At 65.5% G+C, this 15,037-nt stretch carries 13 protein-coding genes and 1 tRNA gene; 9 read left to right on the top strand and 5 right to left on the bottom strand.

Annotated elements, in window-relative coordinates; translation table 11 throughout:
* From B4N44_RS01270 to B4N44_RS01290, 5 genes are all read left to right on the top strand, one after another.
* A partial coding sequence (locus B4N44_RS01270) for a helicase-related protein (RefSeq protein WP_296695991.1) occupies positions 1-809 on the top strand: 809 nt, incomplete at its 5' end.
* A 153-nt stretch (positions 810-962) separates the two neighbouring features.
* Complete coding sequence (locus B4N44_RS01275) at positions 963-1,235, top strand: RNA recognition motif domain-containing protein (RefSeq protein ID WP_007191936.1); 273 nt, start codon at positions 963-965, stop codon at positions 1,233-1,235.
* 102 nt (positions 1,236-1,337) lie between these two features.
* Positions 1,338-3,179, top strand: a complete 1,842-nt coding sequence (locus B4N44_RS01280) for a M61 family metallopeptidase (RefSeq protein WP_296695993.1) — start codon at positions 1,338-1,340, stop codon at positions 3,177-3,179.
* Complete coding sequence (locus tag B4N44_RS01285) at positions 3,176-4,045, top strand: biotin--[acetyl-CoA-carboxylase] ligase (RefSeq protein WP_296695995.1); 870 nt, start codon at positions 3,176-3,178, stop codon at positions 4,043-4,045. The genes B4N44_RS01280 and B4N44_RS01285 overlap by 4 nt, the downstream gene beginning before the upstream one ends.
* Complete coding sequence (locus B4N44_RS01290; RefSeq protein WP_296695997.1) at positions 4,042-4,791, top strand: type III pantothenate kinase; 750 nt, start codon at positions 4,042-4,044, stop codon at positions 4,789-4,791. Before B4N44_RS01285 ends, B4N44_RS01290 begins: the two co-directional genes overlap by 4 nt.
* Positions 4,792-4,892: 101 nt before the next feature.
* Here the strand turns inward: B4N44_RS01290 and B4N44_RS01295 are convergent.
* A tRNA-Arg gene (locus B4N44_RS01295) sits at positions 4,893-4,969 on the bottom strand.
* A 138-nt stretch (positions 4,970-5,107) separates the two neighbouring features.
* Here B4N44_RS01295 and ppsR (B4N44_RS01300) point away from each other — a divergent pair.
* Both ppsR (B4N44_RS01300) and B4N44_RS01305 read left to right on the top strand, forming a co-directional pair.
* Positions 5,108-6,481: a transcriptional regulator PpsR gene (ppsR, locus tag B4N44_RS01300; RefSeq protein ID WP_296695999.1), complete on the top strand. Its 1,374-nt coding sequence runs from the start codon at positions 5,108-5,110 to the stop codon at positions 6,479-6,481.
* Between the two features lie 18 nt (positions 6,482-6,499).
* A complete protein-coding gene (locus B4N44_RS01305; protein ID WP_296696000.1) occupies positions 6,500-8,695 on the top strand; it encodes a GAF domain-containing protein in 2,196 nt (731 codons plus the stop codon).
* A 26-nt stretch (positions 8,696-8,721) separates the two neighbouring features.
* Here B4N44_RS01305 and B4N44_RS01310 read toward each other — a convergent pair whose 3' ends face one another.
* From B4N44_RS01310 to ppsR (B4N44_RS01325), 4 genes are all read right to left on the bottom strand, one after another.
* The gene (locus tag B4N44_RS01310) at positions 8,722-8,988 is read right to left on the bottom strand and encodes a hypothetical protein (protein ID WP_296696003.1); all 267 of its coding nucleotides are present in this window, start codon (positions 8,986-8,988) and stop codon (positions 8,722-8,724) included.
* 39 nt (positions 8,989-9,027) lie between these two features.
* The gene (locus tag B4N44_RS01315) at positions 9,028-10,233 is read right to left on the bottom strand and encodes a geranylgeranyl diphosphate reductase (protein WP_296696006.1); all 1,206 of its coding nucleotides are present in this window, start codon (positions 10,231-10,233) and stop codon (positions 9,028-9,030) included.
* 95 nt (positions 10,234-10,328) lie between these two features.
* Entirely contained in the window at positions 10,329-11,237 is a 909-nt protein-coding gene (chlG, locus tag B4N44_RS01320) for a chlorophyll synthase ChlG (protein WP_296696008.1), read from the bottom strand.
* Positions 11,238-11,242: 5 nt separating this feature from the next.
* Complete coding sequence (gene ppsR / locus B4N44_RS01325; RefSeq protein ID WP_296696176.1) at positions 11,243-12,667, bottom strand: transcriptional regulator PpsR; 1,425 nt, start codon at positions 12,665-12,667, stop codon at positions 11,243-11,245.
* 576 nt (positions 12,668-13,243) lie between these two features.
* On the opposite strand from ppsR (B4N44_RS01325), the gene bchF reads away from it, so the two are divergent.
* Both bchF and B4N44_RS01335 read left to right on the top strand, forming a co-directional pair.
* On the top strand, positions 13,244-13,753 hold the full coding sequence (gene bchF, locus B4N44_RS01330) for a 2-vinyl bacteriochlorophyllide hydratase (RefSeq protein WP_296696010.1): 510 nt from the start codon (positions 13,244-13,246) through the stop codon (positions 13,751-13,753).
* The gene (locus B4N44_RS01335; protein WP_296696012.1) at positions 13,750-15,036 is read left to right on the top strand and encodes a ferredoxin:protochlorophyllide reductase (ATP-dependent) subunit N; all 1,287 of its coding nucleotides are present in this window, start codon (positions 13,750-13,752) and stop codon (positions 15,034-15,036) included. The genes bchF and B4N44_RS01335 overlap by 4 nt, the downstream gene beginning before the upstream one ends.
* Position 15,037: the final 1 nt, after the last annotated feature.

The following is a 15,037-nucleotide window of genomic DNA, read 5'->3' on the forward strand; positions in this document are numbered from 1 at the left end:
ATATGGGCTTCATCCACGATATCCGGCGCATCATTCAGCTGCTCCCCGAGCGGCGTCAGAATCTGCTGTTTTCAGCGACCTACTCCGACGACATCAGGCGTCTGGCCGACGGACTGCTCAAGCGCCCGAAGCTGATTGAAGTCGCACGCCGCAACACGGCCGCGGAGTCCGTCACGCAGGCGGCCCATCCGGTCGACAAGGCTCGCAAGCGCGATCTGCTTGCGCACCTCTTTCGCAGCGAGGGATGGCATCAGGTGCTGGTGTTTACACGAACCAAGGCCGGTGCCAATCGGCTGGTCGAGCACTTGGGCCGAGAGGGCATCACGGCCGCCGCCATCCACGGCAACAAGAGCCAATCGGCACGAACACGCGCCTTGGACGATTTTAAGCGCGGGAGTGTCCGGGCGTTGGTGGCGACCGATATCGCCGCGCGGGGATTGGATATCGTCGATTTGCCCCAAGTGGTGAACTTCGAGCTGCCGAACGTGGCCGAAGACTATGTTCACCGTATCGGACGAACCGGTCGAGCAGGTGCCGGCGGCAAGGCGTTATCCTTGGTCAGTCACGATGAACGGGGTTTGTTGCAGGGGATACAGCGACTCCTGCGCAAAGAGATTGCGATGAATCCCGTGGTCGGTTTCGAGCCGTCGCTGGTTCCGCCCGAATGCGAGCCCGATCGCAGCCTCGGCGGTCGCCGCGATTCGCGTGGGCCGAGCCGACCGGCACGCAAGCCGACTGCGAGTACTTCGCCTGCGGCAAAACGCCCATGGCGTGGCGGTGACCGGCGCGGGCGCGCCGTGACGCCTTAAGCGTTTCCAAGCCCTTGCGGGGAAGCGGGTCTCCCGCCCCCGCGACACCTTCGTCTCCAACGGTTGGGGACAAAGACCGTCGAAACAGTTGCGTATTGATTTTTCGACCGTTCTCTCTTTCTCTTCAATGCGCTCTCACGGAACTCTTGAATGATGAATATTTACGTTGGCAACCTGGCCTACGGCGTGACCCAAGACGAGCTGAAGACCGCATTCTCCGCCTATGGCGAGATCTCGAGCGTGAACCTGATCACCGACAAGTTCACCGGCGAATCCAAGGGCTTCGGCTTTGTCGAGATGCCGAACAACTCCGAGGCCGATGCTGCTATCAAGGGGCTGAACGAGACGCCGCTGAAGGGCCGCAACCTGAAGGTCAACCAGGCCAAGCCGCGCGGCGAGCGTCCCTCGCGCGGGCCGCGCTGGTAAGCTGACTTCGGCTTCGGGGCATTGCCCCGAGGTCGTTTTCGAGGCCGGCCTCGAACACCCGAGAAAGCGTGTTCTTCCCTCACTGCACTGCGCCCACTCCCGATGTCGCTCGACCTGATTTATCGCGTTCGCCCCGCCTCTACGCAAGCCCACCAATTCAACGTCGAAATCGAGATCCCGAATTCGGGCGCCGAGCTCCTCGAGCTGTCATTGCCTGCGTGGATTCCCGGCAGTTATATGATTCGGGACTTCGCGAGGAATGTCCTGGCGCTGGTCGCCGAATCGTCCGACGGAACACCGCTCGAGTGTCGAAAGCGCGACAAACAGACCTGGATCTGTCGGACGGCGGGCAGTGCGATCCGGGTGCGTTATCAGGTTTATGCGTGGGAGCTCTCGGTTCGAGCGGCGCATCTCGATACGACGCACGCCTATTTCAACGGCTCCGCTCTACTGATGCGGGCTCGGGGTCTGGACGGCCACCCCTGTCTCATCGACCTATTGCCGCCGGACGGGCGAGTCGAGGGAGATTGGGAGGTCGCAACCAGCCTGGTGCCGGAGCGGATCGATTCGCGCGGTTTCGGGCTCTATCGCGCCGAGAGCTATGACGACCTGATCGATCATCCGGTCGAAATGGGATGCTTCGAGTGTGTCGCGTTCGATCTCGCGGGCGTGCCGCATCGCATGGTGATCACGGGCCGCCAGCGTGCCGATAAGGCACGACTCGCGAGCGACCTCCTGCGTATTTGTGCCGAGCACGCGGCCCTGTTCGGTGAATTGCCGATCGACCGCTATCTCTTCCTGGTGACTGCGCTGGGCGAGGGCTACGGGGGATTGGAGCATCGCTTCTCCACCAGCTTGCTCTGCTCGCGCAACGATCTACCCCATCCGGCCGACGAGAAGCGCACCGATGCATACGTCCGCTTCTTGGGCCTGTGCAGTCACGAGTATTTCCATCTCTGGCATGTCAAGCGCATTCGGCCTGCAGCGCTGATGGATGGCGGGCTGGATCGGGAGATTCATACGCGCACGCTTTGGGCCTTCGAAGGCATCACCTCGTACTACGACGAGCTCGCCTTGGTGCGCAGCGCTTGTATCGACGCCCGGACCTATCTCGGCTTGCTCGCCGCGACCATCACCCGCCTGATGCGAACCCCGGGGCGCGGGGTGCAGAGCCTGGCCGAGTCGAGCTTCGATGCCTGGACCAAGTTCTATAAGCAAGACGAAAACGCACCGAACGCCATCGTGAGCTATTACGTCAAGGGCGCCTTGGTCGCCTTGGTGCTGGATTTGACCATTCGTGCGGGGACGCAGGGCAGGGCATCGCTCGACGACGTCATGCGCGCGCTCTGGAACCGCTATGGCCGCACCGGTCTCGGCGTTCCGGAGCATGGGATCGAGGCGATCGCGGCCGAAGTTTCGGGACTCGATCTCGACGGCTTCTTCTCGGCCGCCCTGGACAGCACTGCGGAGCTTGATCTCGAGCCGCTCTTGGCGGGGGTCGGAGTCGCGATGCGGCTGCGCCCCGCGGACGGGCCGAAGGACCAAGGCGGGTGTCCGGAATCCTTCGAGCATCGGGAGGCGCGCCCGAGCCTGGATCTGCGCCTGCGTCCGGGCGCGTCCGAGGCGATCGTGCAGAATGTCATCCGCGGCGGGCCGGGCGAGCGCGCGGGAATCGCCCCGGGAGACGTCGTGGTCGCGGTCGACGGCCTGCGCGCGACCGCGGAGAATTTGGAGTCCCTGGTCGCGCGTCTTTCGGCGCCGTCCGGGGTCAGGATGCATCTGTTTCGGCGCGACGAGTTGATCGAAGTGCTCGCCATCCCGGCTCCGGCACGTTCCGATACCTGTGACTTGATGCTCTTGGATGAGGTGCCGCCGGAGGTGCTCGAGGCCCGCACGCGTTGGCTCGCCAGTGTTGTCCGCGACGGCGGGGATCGCGAGGCGTGACACCCGGCTCGAGGTTGCATGACCCGGACGCACGCCCGGAGCTCCTCGACGCGGAGCGGATCCTCGCGGCGCTGTCCCCGGGCGCTCGCCGGGCGATCGCGCGTCTGGAGATTCGCGCGAAGATCGACTCGACCAATCGCTACCTGATGCGCGAGGCGGCGACGGGTGCGCCCTCCGGAACGCTTTGCCTCGCGGAGTGCCAGACCGCCGGACGGGGGCGTCTCGGGCGCCCCTGGATTTCGCCTTTCGGGGCCAGTCTCTATCTGTCCATGCTCTGGCGATACAGCACACCGCCGGCCGCCTTGGGCGGCTTCAGCTTGGTCGCGGGGGCCGTCGTGGCGGACGTGCTGCGTCGGATCGGGGCAGAGGGGCTTGCGCTCAAATGGCCGAACGATCTGCTCTGGGGTCGGCGTAAGCTCGGCGGGATGCTCTTGGAGGTGGCCGGCGAGGCTCGAGGCCCCAGCACTCTGGTGGTTGGGGTTGGGATCAATGTACGGATGGCACCCGATCAGGGGCGGGCCATCGATCAGCCGTGGGTCGATCTTGCCGAGGTGCTCGGTGGTCCTCGGGTCGGTCGCAACACTTTGGCGGCGCTGGTTGCCGATGCACTGATCGACGCATTCGAGCGCTTCGGTCGCGAGGGCCTGACCCCGTTCCTCGCGCTTTGGGCTGAGTTCGACGCCTTTCGCGGCGAGTCGGTGCGCCTCCTGTTCGCTGACCGTGAGATTCGGGGCAGGGTGCTCGGGATCGCTTCGGACGGCGCCTTACGGCTCGATACCGCAGACGGGGAAATGCGATTCCATGCGGGAGAGGTCAGCTTGAGACGCGAGGTCGAGGCAGATGTCGGAGGCGAGGGCAGGCGATGATACTGCTGCTTGATATCGGAAACACCAACCTGCGCTGGGCGCTGTCGGACGGCGGCCCTCCGGGTGAGGTGCAGATCGTGCGCCACGGCGCAGCGGTGCCGCTCGATCTACTCGCCGACTGGGAGCGGCTGGAGGTACCCGAGCGCATCGTCGCGAGCAACGTGGGCGGTCCGGCGGTCGCCGCGGCGATCAGCCGCGCGACTCATGCCTACTGGGGACTCGAGGTCGAATTCGTACGGACCCGAGCGCACTTCGGCGCCTTGCGTATCGCTTATCCCGAGCCGGAGCGCTTCGGTGTCGATCGCTGGCTCGCCCTGGTCGCCGCCCATCGTCTTGTCCCCGAGGCGGTGTTGGTCGTGGATGCCGGAACCGCGGCCACCTTCGACCTCCTGCTTGCCGACGGGCGCCATCTCGGCGGTCTGATCCTCCCCGGGGTCGAGATGATGCGTGCGAGCCTTCTGGCCGGAACCCTCATCCCGCGGATCGCCTCCGAGCCAACCGATCAACCCTGGGCGACCGATACGGGACCTGCCGTCGCGGCGGGCAGCCTTCAGGCCATCGCGGCCCTGACAACTCGGCTCTGCGATCGACTCGAGTGTCAGACGCAGACTCCCCCGGCGCTGATCTTGACCGGCGGCGACGCCGAGCGTCTGATTCCGGCGATGGACCGGCCCGCGCGAGTGATGCCTGATTTGGTCTTGCGCGGGCTCTACGAGGTCGTTTCGGGGAGTTCGTCGCGGGCGTAGCCCCGGCTAGCGGATACGTATACGCCTCGATGGATGGCCCGAATCGGGTGCGTCGGCTCGCAGGTGCGCGGTGAGTGTGCCGGCGGTCACGGATGGGAATTTGGCGCCCTCGACAGGAATTGAACCTGTGACCTACCGCTTAGGAGGCGATCGCTCTATCCAACTGAGCTACGAGGGCGTGCTGTCGAGCGCCGTCGGCCTAGTGTAACCCGGGGAATGGCCGCAGGCACCGGTCAGGATCCTTGTTCAGGCCGATTTCGGTTGAAGTCCATCCGCGAAGCGGTGATTATTGAAGTGTGATCAGGCCCATGCGTCCATGTCTATGACCAATCTGGCCCAGCCCGACGTCACCATCTTCCTCGATCACGCCGGCGTGATCCAACGGGCCGCGTTGTCGCCCGCGATCCGTGGCGAGGCGCTGGATGCCTGGGTCGGGCGTCCCTGGGTCGAGACGGTCGAGTCGTTCGGAAGCGAAGGCCTGCAGAGTCTCGTCGACGACGCTCGGCACTCGGGTGTCTCGGCCTTTCGGCAGGTCAACCAAATCTTTCCGTCCGGGTTGCGTCTTCCGATCGAGTATACCGCAGTGCGTTTGGGCGGCGATGCCGGTCTTATCGCCATCGGCCGCAGTCTCCAGGCCGTGACCGAGTTGCAGACGCGTCTCGTCGAGGCGCAGCAAACGATGGAGCGGGACTATTGGAAGCTGCGCGAGGTCGAGACCCGGTATCGGCTCTTGTTCGGATCCTCCAGCGATGCGGTGATTCTGTTGCGCGTCAACGGTCTGGCGATCCAGGACATCAACCCCGCTGCGTCGCGCGCCCTCGGTGGTACAACCGCCGGGCGTCGGCCGTTGGTCGGCAAAGACTTTTCCGCCGAGTTGGTCGACGGTGAGCGCGACGTCTTTCACGCGATGCTCCAACGGCTCGACGATCAGGGCAGCGCCCCGGGTATTCTGCTGCATCTCGGGCCGGAGCGAGCCGCTTGGATGGTGCGTGCGTCGCGGCTCGCGTCCGAGTTCGGTTCACTGTACCTTCTGCAACTGATCGCCACCAGAGAGTTGTCGGCGTCTCGGCAGTCTGCCGACGGGGCGTTTACGGACATCCTGATCGAGCGCTTGCCCGACGGATTCGTCGTGGTCGATCGAGATGGCTTGATTCGCTGGGTCAACCCGGCCTTCCTCGATCTCGTTCAAATGCCGACCTCGGGCGGGGTGTTGCAGCAGAGCCTGGGGCGCTGGCTCGATCGGCCGGGCGCCGATATGGGCGTGCTGTTGACGACGATCGCGCGACTCGGCGTCGTCCGTCCATTCTTGACTAGTCTCCGCGGCGATCTCGGCGCCGAGACGGAGGTCGAGATCTCGGCGGCCGGCGATCTGAACAGCGATCCGACCTCTATCGGCATCTTGTTCCGCGATGTCGGCAGGCGTCTGCCGCGGCGAGACAACGACGAGCGTCTCGGCGGGCGCTTGACCGCCTTGACCGGTCGGATCGGAAAAGGCCCCTTGCGCGCCTTGGTGAAGGAGGCGGTCAGCGTGCTCGAGCAGCACTATATCGAAGAGGCATTGGCGCTCACGCGCGGCAACCGCACCGCAACCGCGGACCTGTTGGGTCTGAGTCGCCAAAGCCTCTACGTCAAGCTCAAGCGGTACGGGATGGATCAGGACACGGTTACGGATCCAGGACATCGGCCCTAAGCATCGGAGTGCAGCTACTTGACCCCCGATCTCATCTCCTCGCCGGCGTTCGGGCACGCCGATCTATCCAATTGCGAGCGCGAGCAGATTCAGCTCGCCGCATCCATTCAACCCCACGGCGCCCTGATCGTTTTGTCGGAGCCGGATCTTGTCGTGATTCAGGCGAGTGAGAATGCGCGCTCCCTGTTGCGGCTCGACCGGGATCCGATCGGATGTCCTCTTGTCGACCTCGTGCCCATCTTGGCCGCGCGGGTCCGTTCCAGACTCGACGATGATCTAGGGCAGATCCCGCTGGTGTTGCGAATACCGGTGGAGGCGCACCCGGGGCGTGATTTCGATGCCATCGTGCATCGTCCGCCGGCGGGTGGATTGGTCGTCGAGCTTGAGCCCTCGGGTGCTGCCGTCGATCTGTCGGGCCGGATCAATGCGGCGCTGCAGACGATCATCGCCTCGGCGTCGTTGCGGTCCTTGTGCGACGACGCCGCCCGGATCTTCAAGTCGATCTCCGGCTACGATCGGGTCATGGTCTATCGGTTCGACGACGAGGGCCACGGCGAGGTCTTTTCCGAGCAGCGCGAGCCCGAGCTCGACGCCTACCTCGGCAATCGTTACCCCGACTCGGATATCCCTCAAATCGCACGTCGACTCTACGAGCGCAATCGGATCCGTCTTCTGGTCGATGTGGACTACGAGCCCGTGCGTCTCCACCCCCGGGCCTCGCCCGTCACGGGCGAGGATCTGGATATGTCGCTGTGCAGCCTGCGCAGCATGTCGCCGATCCACATCCAGTATTTGAAGAACATGGGCGTCGGGGCGACCCTGGTCGCTTCGCTCCTGGTCGGCGGCAGGTTGTGGGGACTCATCGCCTGCCATCATCGCAGGCCGCGCTTCGTGCAGTACGAGATTCGGGCGGTCTGCGAGCTTCTGGCCGAGGCGGTGGCGACACGGATCGCCGCCCTCGAGAGCTTTGTCCAGGCCCAGGCCGAGCTGTCGGTGCGGCGGCTCGAGCAGCGGATGGTCGAGGCGATCTCGCGCGAGGGCGACTGGACTTCCGCCCTCTTCGACGACCACCGAACCCTGCTGCAGAGCGTCGATGCGGCGGGAGCGGCCCTGCTCTGCGACGGCAGAATTCTGACGACGGGAGACGTTCCCGGAACCCGTGACCTACGCGAGATCGGCGCCTGGCTGGATGCTCAGCCGCAGCGTGCTGTGATGGCGACCGCCTCGTTGCGCCGCGACGAGCCTCGGCTGGCCTATTTGACCCCGGTGGCGAGCGGGATCCTCGCGGCGCCGGTGTCGAGCTGCACCGGCGAGTATCTCATCTGGTGTCGGCCCGAGCGCGTACGCACCGTCACCTGGGGCGGCAATCCCTTCAAGCCGGCCTTCAGCGGAGAGGATCCTTCGCAGCTTTCGCCGCGGCGTTCCTTCGCGCAATGGCATCAGGTGGTCGAAGGCACATCCGATCCCTGGACCTCCGCGAATCTGGCCACGGCCAGACTGATCGGCGAATCCGTCGCGGACGTCATCCAGCAGTTTCGCTCGGTCCGTGTGCTCATCGCCCAGGCGCAGCTTGCCCAAGTCCGCTCTCAGGTCAGTGTCTCCGAGCAGCCGATCCTCATTGCCGATGCGGAGGGCGTTTTTCTGCTGACCACAGAGTCCTTTGAGCGGCTCCTGCATCCTGATCAAGCGTGTCCAAGATGCCTGGATGATCTGCTGGCCTTGTTCTCGGAGCCGACGCAGTCTGAGGCACGCCGCCGTCTCCATGAGCTGGTGACGCATCGTCGCGCTTGGCGTGGCGAGGTGGAGTTGAACACCCGGGGCGTCGGCCTTCGCACGTTTCTGGTGCGCGCCGATCCGGTCTTTTCCTCGCCGGAGCGGGTCTTGGGCTTCGTGCTCTTGCTGACCGACCTGAGCGAGCGCAAGAGGGCCGAGGATGCCCGGCATCGGGTCCAGGAGGGTCTGTTGGAGCAGCAAAAACTGATGCGCCAGCAGCTGCAATGGAGCGCCAACCCGCTGTACCGCGAGCTACTCTCGGCGATTGTCGGGAATGCGCAGCTTGCCGCGCTCGAGGTGACCAACGGCGTCGATTTGGGCCGGGTGCCCGCACTGGTCGATGCCGTTCAGTCATCGGTCCAGCGCACCACCCAGCTCCTCGAGCATCTCGCCTGGTATTCGGCGCACAACACGAAGAGCGATCCGCCTGCCGGCAACTGACGCCGATCATTCGGCGCGCGGATCATTCAGGGGCGCCAGCGCAGGGCTAAATCGGCGAGATGAGCGATCAGGGCCAAGGCCAGCCAGGCTCCGATCCAGACCCAGTCGGCACCGGTCAAGGCAAAACGCACCGCGACCAATAGGAAGGCGCCCGCGAGCAGCAGGCCGACCAGGTCGCGCGGCGCGACACCTTTTCCCGTCAGGCGGTGGAGCACCGTCAGTGCGATCGCCTCGATCACGACCAGGCCGAGGATGAGATCGATCAAGCGCCCGCTTGCGAAGAGCTCGGCCATGATGGCGCCTCCCGGTGTGCTCGCCGCGATCGCGACGCGTCAGCGCGCCGAGACAAAACCCAAGAGGTGCGCCATATCCTTGAAGAAGACCCGCAGATGGGCCGCCGGCTTGGCGCGGACCAGACGCTTGTTCATGTAGGCATCCCAGGTCAGCGACTGCACGTCCGGGTCTTTGCACATGCTCACGAAACGCTCGCGACGCTTGTCGCTGGAATACCAAAAGTACTGCATCATCCCCAGGACCCAGAAGACCTTGCCGTGGGCCTTCATGAAGTGTGCCCGTGCGCTCTTGAGTGCGCGTGCATCGCCGGTGGAGAGAAAGGTGTCGACCGCGTCACCGGCCAGCCGTCCGCCGACCAAGGCGTAATAGATGCCTTCGCCCGAGGCTGGAGCCACCACCCCGGCGGCATCGCCCGCCAGCACCAGGTCACGTCCGTTGTCCCAGCGCTTGAGCGGTTTCAACGGGATCGGCGCGCCCTCGCGACGCAGTGTCTCGGCGTGCTCGAGCCCGGCGCGGCGACGCAGCTCGGTGGTTGCGCTCTTCAGCGAGAAGCCATCCACCGCGGTACCTACGCCGACGCTGGTCGTGTCGCCGTGGGGGAAGACCCAGCCGTAGAAGTCCGGCGAGATGTCGCCCTGATAGTAGACATCGCAGCGCGTGCCGTCGAAATCGGCCGGACCGCCGTTGGCCGGGGTCCGCACGATCTCATGATAGGCGGCGACATATTTGATCTTGTCCGCGCCCGGAACACACTGTTTGCCGACTGCCGAGTGCGCCCCGTCGGCACCGATCACGGCGCGGGCACGGACGCGCTCGGACTCGTTGCCGCTGCGACCCGCGCCCGGTCGATAGCGGATCAGGGCGACGCCGTCGGTGTCGCGCTCGACCGCCTCGAAGGTGCCGGTGCGCCGCTCGGCTCCGGCTTGCGCGGCACGTTCGCGCAGCCACTCATCGAAATGCTCGCGATCCACCATGCCGACATAGCCGCCGTTGATGGGCATGTCCACACGCTGGTCGGACGGGGAGACCATGCGGGCTGAGTTGACCTGATTCGCCAGCATGGACTCCGGGATATCGAACTCACGCATCGCCTGCGGGGGAATGGCGCCGCCGCACGGCTTGATGCGCCCGCCGCGATCGAGCAGGAGGACGCGACGGCCGCGCCTGGCCAGATCGGTTGCAGCGGTGGCACCGGCGGGCCCGCCGCCGACGATCGCGACGTCGAATGTTTCAAGAGTTGTCATCGAATGCTGGCCTTGAGGTTGGGTAAATCGAAGTGTTTCAAAGCCCGGGGCAAGAGCGCCGGGCAGGCGCGATCAAGCGTACTGTGGGGTTTGACTCAAGCGAGAAGCCCACGCACGGCGAAGGCGCTGATCATCATCCCGGTGACGTAGACGCTGACGCCGAGACCGCTGAACCAGGTGGCCCGCTCGCGCGGACTCTGCAGAAAGCGAACCATCAGAAGCAGTTGGATCAGCAGGACCACGCCGACGGCGATGGCGTGGGCCGGCTTGTCCCAGGCGAACAAGAGCGCGATCACGATGGCCTGAGGCACGGCCATAACGATACTGGCCAGGCGTGCGGCCCCGTCGACACCGAGCTGAACCGGCAGCGAGCGCACGTTCATCTGCTTGTCGCCCTCGATCGCCTTGAAATCGTTGAGCGTCATGATGCCGTGCGCGCCGATGCTGTAGAGCACGGCGAGTGCGAGGATCCGCCAGTCCGGCATGGCGCCGCCGAGCATGACGGCCGCCCCGGTGACCCAGGCCAATCCTTCGTAAGAGAAGCCGACGGCGAGGTTCCCCCACCAGCCGTTGCCCTTGAGGCGGAAGGGCGGTGCGCTGTAGGCCCACGCCAGAGCCATGCCGATGAGCGACGCCCCGAAGACCCAGGGCCCGAGCACCCAGGCGAGCAGCAGCGAGACCGCGGTCCAGATCAGCGAGAGATAGAGGCCCCAGCGCCCCGGGATTCGACCCGAGGGGATCGGGCGGTTCGGCTCGTTGATGGCGTCCACATGACGGTCGTACCAGTCATTGACGACTTGACTCGTTCCGCACATCAGGGGGCCGGCCAAGAGCACGCCTGCGAGCAGGAGCCACCACTGCTGCAGGACCGGCGCGCCGGATGAGACGACCCCGCACGCGAAGGCCCACATCGGCGGGAACCAGGTGATGGGGTGCGACACTTCTAAGATCGCGGGCATGGACGGGTATGCGGACGCCGCCGTGGGTAACGCGCTTCGATTCATGCCGCTCACTTGTCGTTTGGCGCCGATGGCTCGGCTGCTTGGTCGGTAATGCCGTATCGATCGATTTTGACGTATAGGCTTTGGCGGCTCAACCCCAGGAGCTCGGCCGCCGAGGCGCGGTTGTCGCCTGTCAGCTTCAGGGCCGCCTCGATGCAGAGCCGCTCGATGGTATCGGTCGACTCGCGCACCAGTTCCTTGAGGGGAACCCGCCCGACCCGGTCGGTGAGTTGATCGAGCCAGCGCGGCTGCTCCGGGCTCGTCGGCTGCTCGGCATGGAGCCGGCGACCGACATCACGGATGAAGAAACCGAAATAGGGGCGCTCCCCGTTGCGTACCGCCGCGGCGGAGATCTCGATATCCGTGGTGGAGCCGTACTCGCCGCGCAAGGTGGTTGCGAAGAGCCGAACCGTGTCGTGTTGACGCAGGTTGGCCATCAAGACATTCAGGTCGACGCCCGGACGTCCGAGCCAACGGTCGAGCGACTCGCCCCGCGCCTGCTGCTCCGCGGCGATCTCGGTCAAGGCCAGGAAGGTGTTGTTCGCACTCAGGATCCGCCCGTCCGCATCCGTGATGACGATGCAGTCCGGTGCGTTCTCGAGGACACGAAGATAGCGTGCCCGGTTCTCCGGCAGGGTCGAGGTGGCGGTCTCGGCGACGATCGGGGAGAGCCGCACCAAGAGGAACGAGAGGTTCTCCTGACGCAGCAGCGAGGCTGATACCAGGAACTCCTGCATGCCGTCGGCCAACTTGGCTCGCACGTCGTCGGCCCGCCCGGCGGCACGCACACCGGCCAACAGGCCGTTGATCGCCTGTGTGCCTTCGGTGTCGAACCCTTCCGGGAAGTGGCGGCCGATGACCCGCGTCGGGGACTCGCCGAGGAGCTGTCCGGCCGCGGGATTCGCCTCCACGACCCGCTGGGTCGGCGCATCGATGATGAGGATGGCCTCCGAAACCATGCGAAACAGCAGCCGGTAACGGGTCTCGACTTGGCGGAAGCGCCAGTAGTCGCGCTCAAGTGCTTGCTGGGCGTCGACGAGCTGTTGTTGCAGGGCGGCCATACCCTGGAGGTTGCGCCCCAGGGCCACGACACTGGTGCCGAGACGCAAGGCCCGGTACTGGATCGGGATGTCGGTCCCGCGCACGGAGGGATGATTGACCTGTTGCCAGCGGGTGACGCGGGAGTCGGATGCCTCGCTGAGCAAGGCTTCCAGGTTCGCGCGGCTCTCCGGCAGCACGGTGGTCAGCCAGGGCTGCCCGATCCAGTCCCTGCTGAGCTCGCTTGAAAGGTCCTCGCTGCCGAAGGAGATGTCGCAGACGATTCCCGCCTGGTCGACCACGACCGCGATGTCGGTTGCGCCTTCGACCAGCGCCGCCGCCGTGTCGGCATCGAGTGTGCCGAACGATTCCTTCGGGGCTCTGAACGGACTCACGACGACCAGACCCTCCAATGCCTCCGGGCGCGCCCGCGCAACCCGTTTTCGGTGCCGATCGCGGCTGGCTCGCCGGAACATCCCCGACAGGGCGACATGCCCGTGGGCATCCGACACCTGCATCGTGGCGTCCCTCGGCCTCGAGCGCATCGCCCGACGCGGCTTCCGGCTTCGGCCGAATCCTGTCTTGTATCGATGATCACAAGAGACCGCTTGCGCTGCTCGGGGACGACCGTCGTCAACGAATAACACGCCGAGGCGCGAGGTGCGTGCCGCCCTGCCGATCCGTTCGGGATCGTCCGAGTGCCGCAGTTGTGCGGAGTCCGAGTCAGGGGGAGCTTGCCGCAGCAGGCATACGCCAGCTGCGGGGCGCGGCTGCTGCCGATGGCAATGCAGAAACGCCGGTTCGCCACGGTCGGGCTCGCTACCCTATTGTGGTGCCTGGTGCGGGGTTGTCAAGTCAGGTTTACGTAAAGTTTGGTTGACGCATCCCTGAAAGCGGACTAGATTCGTCATATGTCGAATGCGACGGCGGATCATACCCTAGTTCGTCCACTGATGATGAATCATCCTCGAATGCAACCGCAGCAACGCAGACCTCTTTACACCCCGGAGGAGCGCCTCCGCCGCGATGAGTCCCCGTGGACGCTGGTCCAGGGCATTCTTGCGCCGGTGCAGTTTCTGGTCTTCCTGGTGAGCCTTTATCTGGTACTGCGCTATTTGGCGACTGGCGAGGGGGAGTTCGCCGCGATCGTCTCGATCGTCGTGAAGACGCTCTTGCTCTACGCGATCATGATCACCGGCGCGATCTGGGAGCGCGTGGTCTTCGGACGCTATCTCTTCGCGCCGGCCTTCTTTTGGGAAGACGTCTTCAGCATGCTGGTGCTGGCCCTGCATACGGCCTATCTGATCGCGCTCGCCACTGCCGCGCTCGATACGCAGGGGCTCATGTGGCTGGCGCTCGCGGCTTATGCGGCTTATGTCATCAATGCCGGGCAGTTCCTGATCAAGTTGCGCGCCGCCAGGCTTGACCAAGCGCGCGACCAGGCGAAGGACCGCGATACCCTCGCGGAGGCGGCAGAATGAGCCTGTCCCACGCTGCCGATCGTGCTCCCGCCACCGGCGACTCACTCCCGGTCGTCACGCGCGAGCGCGGCCAGCGGCAGGTGTTCTGCGGCCTGGCCGGGATCGTCTGGCTGCACCGCAAGATCCAGGATGCCTTCTTTCTCGTCGTCGGCTCGCGCACCTGTGCGCACCTGCTGCAGTCCGCGGCGGGTGTGATGATCTTCGCCGAGCCGCGCTTTGCCACCGCGATCCTGCATGAGCGCGACCTCGCCGGCTTGGCCGACTGCAACGCCGAGCTGGATCGCGTGGTCGCCGAGGTCCTGGAGCGGCGTCCCGATATCGGCACACTCTTCCTGGTCGGCTCCTGCCCGTCGGAGGTCATCAAGCTTGACTTGGCGAAGGCCGCCGAGCGTCTGTCCGGCGTTTATCGCGGACGGGTACGGATCCTCGACTATTCGGCGAGCGGTCTGGAGACCACCTTTACGCAAGGCGAGGACGCCTGTCTGAAGGCGCTGGTGCCCGAGCTGCCGCAACTTCCGAACGGCGAGCGCTCGCTGCTGGTCCTCGGCACCTTGCCCGACGTGGTCGAAGATCAATTCGCACGGCTGTTCGCCGAGCTGGGGATCGATCCGGTGCACTTCCTGCCGCCGCGTCGGACCACCGAGTTTCCTCCCCTGGGCAGCGGGACCAAGGTCCTGCTGGCCCAGCCCTTTTTAGGGGAGACGGCGCGTGCCTGTCAGGCGCGGGGGGCCAACCTGCTGACCGCGCCCTATCCCTTCGGTGTCGAAGGCACGCTCGGCTGGCTGCGTGCGGCGACCGAGGCATGGGGCGTGTCGGGCGAGGTGCTCGAGGCCGTGACGGCGCCGGCGATCGCGCGGGCGCAGCGCGGACTGGCGCATCATCGCGAAGCGCTCGCAGGCAAGCGCATCAGCTTTCTACCGGACTCGCAGCTCGAGATCCCGCTCGCGCGCTTCCTGCAGCGCGAATGCGGCATGGAGCTGGTCGAGGTCGGTACGCCGTTCCTCGATCGTCAGCTCATGGCCGAGGAGATGCGCCTCCTGCCCGAAGGCGTGCGCCTGACCGAGGGTCAGGATCTCGAACGCCAGCTCGATCGTCTGCGCGAGGATCGACCCGATCTCACGGTCTGCGGTCTGGGGCTTGCCAATCCGCTGGAGTCCGAGGGCCTGCGGACCAAGTGGTCCATCGAGCTGGTGTTTACGCCGGTGCATGGCTTCGATCAAGCCGCCGATCTTGCCGAGCTCTTCGCGCGGCCGCTACGGCGTGCTGCCTTGTTGCGGGTCTGAC

Source organism: Thiocapsa sp. UBA6158 (genome assembly GCF_002423035.1).
Taxonomy (GTDB): domain Bacteria; phylum Pseudomonadota; class Gammaproteobacteria; order Chromatiales; family Chromatiaceae; genus Thiocapsa.